Source organism: Microbacterium sp. B24 (assembly GCF_000333415.1).
Classification (GTDB): Bacteria; Actinomycetota; Actinomycetes; order Actinomycetales; family Microbacteriaceae; genus Microbacterium.
Genome location: NZ_BADB01000072.1, coordinates 1 through 5143, shown reverse-complemented (window position 1 = coordinate 5143; position 5143 = coordinate 1). Strand labels below are relative to the sequence as shown.

General features: G+C 71.7%; 1 protein-coding gene and 1 pseudogene. Both read right to left on the bottom strand.

Annotation, left to right across the window (positions count from 1 at the left end; translation table 11 throughout):
• Nucleotides 1-316: 316 nt before the first annotated feature.
• Nucleotides 317-1609, bottom strand: coding sequence for a M1 family metallopeptidase (locus I5I_RS01710; RefSeq protein WP_036315652.1), 1293 nt, complete (start codon nucleotides 1607-1609; stop codon nucleotides 317-319).
• A pseudogene (locus I5I_RS01705) lies at nucleotides 1606-5143 on the bottom strand (Pls/PosA family non-ribosomal peptide synthetase); the annotation flags it as partial. The pseudogene I5I_RS01705 and the gene I5I_RS01710, both read right to left, overlap by 4 nt.

Sequence of the window (5143 nt, the reverse complement as noted above, 5' to 3'; positions counted from 1 at the left end):
CCCTGCGAGGAGGGCGGCTGCGGCGAGAGCCGCCACCGGACGCAAGTGCAGTTTCATGATGATCTTCACTTCCGTCTCGATGTTCTTCCGTGTGCCGGTAGCGGCGGCTTCACCGTAGGCGAGGGCCGCCCGGGCCTCAAGGGTGCGCTCGGAGCCGGCCACACGCCGTCGCCGGATCCGCGAAGGTCGTTTTCCTTCTCTCATCGGGAGAATCCAGCGAGACTCGCGCGATGGCACGCGACCGGCTTCGTAGACGAAGGTCGGTGCTCACGTGGTCGATCGAATGCTCGCTGAGCTCCGATCGCTCCGGCCGGCGCTACGGTCGCGGAAGCGGGGGCAGCGCCGTCCGGTCGAGCCACGGCGCGAAGACGTCGTCGAGGTCGCGCCCGGCGATACGGGCGGCCAGAGCGCGGAACTCGTCGGTGGTCGCGAGGGCGTGCCGGTAGGTCTCGACCCACTCATGCAGAACGCGCGAGAAGACGGCGTCACCGACGGCGCATCGCAGGGCATACAGGGTGAGAGCACCGCGCTTGTAGACGCGGTCGTCGAACATCAGGTCGGGCCCGGGATCGGAGAGGACGAGATCTTGCGGCAGCGCGCGCAGGCGCGCGTGATGCTTCGCCGCCTTCTCGGCCACCGTCGCAGCCCCGGAACGCTCGAACCACAGCCACTCGGCGAAGCACGCGAAGCCCTCATTGAGCCAGATGTCCGACCAGCTGCTCAAACCGACGCTGTTGCCGAACCACTGGTGAGCGAGCTCGTGGGCGATCAGCCGTTGCTCGTCCGGGACGAGGTGGTTGCTGCCGAAAACGGCGAGCCCCTGCGCTTCGAGAGGGATCTCGAGCTCGTCCGGCGTCACGACGAGTGTGCACGCCTCCTGCGGGTAGGCGCCGAACGACTCCTCGAACAGAGCGAGCATGGCCGGGACGTCGGCGAAGGCCCGCGCCACCTCACGGCGGAGGGTCGCGGGGGCGAAGACCCGGACGCCGTCGGCGCCGTCGAGGGCGCTCGGCTCGTACGGGCCGACGTGCACGGCGACCAGATAGGTCGCCACCGGCACGGCGGACGCCGAGGTCACCGTGGTGCGTCCGCCGGCCGTCGACATTCCGGTGGGGCGACCGGTGAGGACCGGGAGGTACCCGGCATCCGTCGTCACCGACAGCTGCATCGGCGCGCGCGCGTCCGGGCGGTCGTTGCACGGGAACCAGGTGGGCGCGCCGGTCGGCTGCGACGCGACGAGCGCGCCGTCCTCGAGCTCCTCCCAGCCGATCGTGCCCCAGCGGGACCGGCGCGGTGCCGGCGCGCCGGCGTAGACGATCTCGATCGAGAACCGCTCCCCCGGCTGCATGCGATGCGGGAGGGTGATGCGCAGCTTGCGCGGTCCCTGCGAGAAGCGGGTGCGCCGGTCTCCGTCGACGCGCACCTTCGTCGCACGCAGGCCCACGAGATCGACGCTCACGGCCGACACCGCGGTCGCCGCCACGGCGTTGATCGTCGTTCGCCCCTCGAGACGATTGGTGCGCACGCGATAGTCGATCTCCACGTCGTAGGAGTCGACGTCGAACGACGGGTCGCCGCTCTCGGGCGCGTACGGGTCGTGCCCGCTCACGAGGTCGACTGGTAGGCGCGCACCTTGACCGCGTGCCAGGGTCCGATGGGGTTTCCGCTCCAGCGCGAGCCGACGGGCACCGTCTCGCCGCGCATCACCAGGGATGCCGGTCCCACGGTCGCATGCGCGCCGATGCTGGCCGCCGGCAGGATGACACTGTGGGGCCCGAGGGTGGCCCCGGCCTCGAGTTCGACGGTGTCCATGCTCATGATTCGATCATGGAACAGGTGCGTCTGCACAACGCATCCCCGGTTGACCGTCGACCCGTCGCCCAGGGTGACGAGGTCGGGCTCCGGCAACCAGTAGCTGTCGCACCAGACGCCGCGCCCGATGGTCGAGCCCAGCGACCGCAGCCACACCGCGAGGGCCGGTGTCCCGGCGGCAGCGCGCGCGAACCAGGGAGCTGCGACCATCTCGGTGAAGGTGTCGGACACCTCGGTGCGCCAGACGAAGCTCGACCACAGCGGCTGCTCGCCGGCACGGATGGGGCCGACGATCAGCCACTTCGCCGCTGTCGAGACCCCGGCGGCGACGGCGCCCGCGGCCAGCATGACGATGCCCGACAGCAGGATCGCACCGCCGAGACCGACGGCGTCGATCAGCGCTGCCAGGGCGAAGACGACGAGCACGCCCAACGCACAGGTGACGACGACCGGCACGACGCGTCCCAGCTCCCACAGCGCGCGAGCGACGCGCAGGCGCGCCGGCGGCTGATACGTGCGCGTCTCGTCGCCCTCGGCGGTGCGTCGCCGAAGGCGTACGGCGGGCGAGCCTAGCCAGGATGAGCCCGGTTTGGCTTTCGCCGGCGCAGCCGAGAGCACCGCGACCAGCCCGTCCCGGGGAACGCGGTGTCCGGGCGCGGCCATGCCGGAGTTGCCGAGGAAGGCGCGCTTGCCGATGCGCACCGGGCCGAGGCGCATCCAGCCGCCGTGCAGCTCGTACGACGCGACCATGGTGTCGTCGGCGAGGAACGCACCGTCTTCGATGCGCGTCAGCGATGGGAGTAGCAGCACGGTGGAGGCTTCGACATCGCGGCCGACCTGCGCGCCGAGCAGGCGCAGCCATACGGGCGTGAACAGGCTCGAGTACAGCGGGAACAGGATCGCTCGCGCCGAGTCCAGCAGGCGCTCGATCGTCCATGCCTGCCAGCCGACGCGGCTGCGTACCGGGTGCACGCCCTCGTTCAGCCCGATCGACAGCACGCGAACGGTCACGACGACGACACCGGCGAAGACGACACCCGCGACCAGCACACCGGGAACAAGCCACACCAGCGCCCCGCCCAGCGCCTCGAGGAGCGACGCCGCACCCTGGATGCCGCGGGCGACGACAAGCGCGCCCGCAGAGAACGCCACCAGCGGCAGGAGTGCCAGAGCGATCGCGGAGGCGGCGTATGCCCAGAGCCAGCGGGTGGGAGCGGGGGCCCGCTCGACGGGCCACTGCGCGGATGTGCCACCCACGCGCACCGCGGGAGAGCCCGCCCACGTCTGGTCGGCTCGCACCCGTCCGAACACCGCCGACCCGGGTGCGATCTCGGCGCGGCGGCCGATCCGGGTGCCGGGAGCGAGCGTGCTGCGCGAACCCACGGTGGCGCCGGCGCCGATGCGGATGGCACCGATGCGCACGACGTCACCGTCGATCCAGTACCCCGACAGATCGACCTCGGGCTCGATGGCGGCGCCGTCTCCGATCTCGAGCATCCCGGTGATGGGCGGCAAGGCGTGCAGGTCGACAGCCGCGCCGATGCGCGCCCCGAGGGCGCGGGCGTAGTAGCTCACCCACGGCGCTCCGGCGAGACCCACGGCATCCACCTGATCGGCGATCTGCTCAGCCAGCCACAACCGGATATGCACCCAGCCGCCGCGCGGATAATCACCCGGCCGCACGCCGCGCAACAGCAGTCGGGCGCACGCCGCCGCGATCGCCATGCGCCCGAACGGCGTTGCGAACACGAGCAGCCCGACCACGACGATCACGAGCGGCGCTTCGGGCAAGACGTCGAAGCCGGGAAAGAGCCGCAAAACGGCCGAGGCGGTGAGCAGGTAGAGCATCCAGCGGATGCCGGAAAGGATGAACAGCGGCACGCCGAGCAACGTCTGGGCCCACTGGCCCCGCCGCGGCGTCGGTTCGGGGCGGTGGAAGCCCGGCAGCGGCATCCTCTGCAGACCGGGGCCGAGGGCTTTGGCCATCGCCCCCAGCCGGGGCACGTCTTAGATGTCGGCGACGGAGAACTCGGGCACGCGCGTGCGGATGCGTGACACCAGCTGCGCCGCGGCCAACGATCCGCCGCCGAGGTCGAAGAAGTCGGCCTTGCGATCGATGACCGGCATGCCGAGCACGGCCTGCCACTGCTGGGCCAGCCACGCCTCCCCCGGCGAGAGATCGGATGCCGGAAGCTCGACGTTCGGCAACGGCCAGGGCAGGGCCGCACGGTCGACCTTGCCCGACGTGCGCACGGGCAGGTCGTCGACGACGGCCAGCAGCGGCACCATGGGAGCCGGCAGCCGCGCGGCCAGATCCGCCCGCGCCGCGAGACGATCGAAATCCGCAGGCGCCGCGAGGTAGCCGACGAGCACGGGCACCCCGGCCTCGGTGGTGCGAACGGCCGCCGCGGCGCCGGTGACGCCCGGCAGGTCCTGCAGAGCGGCCTCGACCTCGCCGAGCTCGATACGTCGCCCGCCGACCTTCACCTGGTCGTCGGCGCGGCCCTGGAACACGAGCCCCGCGGGCTCGAAGCGGACGAGGTCGCCGGAACGGTAGGCGCGGTCCCAGCCGAGCGTCGGGAACGGGGCGTACTTCTCAGCATCCTTCGCGGGATCGAGGTAACGTGCCAGCCCCACACCGGCGATGATCAGCTCGCCGACGCCGCCCTCGCCGACCGGCTGCCCGTCACCGTCGACCACCGCGAGCAGCCACCCGTCCAGCGGCAGGCCGATGCGAACCGGCGCCGACCCGTCGAGCGGGGCGGCGCATGCCACGACCGTCGCCTCGGTCGGACCGTACGTGTTCCACACCTCGCGCCCCTCGGCGACGAGGCGCGCCGCGAGCTCGGGCGGGCAGGCCTCGCCACCGAAGATGAGCAGGCGCACGTTCTCGATGGACTCCGCCGGCCACATCGCGGCCAGCGTGGGCACCGTGGACACGACAGTGATGCTCTGGCGCAGCAACCACGGGGCGAGATCCTCGCCGGAGCGCACCAGCGACCGCGGCGCCGGAACGAGACATGCACCGTGACGCCACGCGAGCCACATCTCCTCGCATGAGGCGTCGAAGGCCACGGACAGTCCGGCGAGCACGCGGTCGTCGGGTCCCAGCGGCGCATGGGGAACGAACAGGCGAGCCTCGGCATCCACGAAGGCGGCCGCCGCGCGGTGGGTGACCGCAACGCCCTTGGGCACGCCCGTGGAGCCGGACGTGAAGATGATCCAGGCGTCGTCGTCGACGTTCGGCGGCGGCACCGCCACGACCGCCTGTGTCGCGGGGTGAGGCGCCTCACCGGACTCTAGAGGATCCCCGGGACCGAGCTCAATTCGA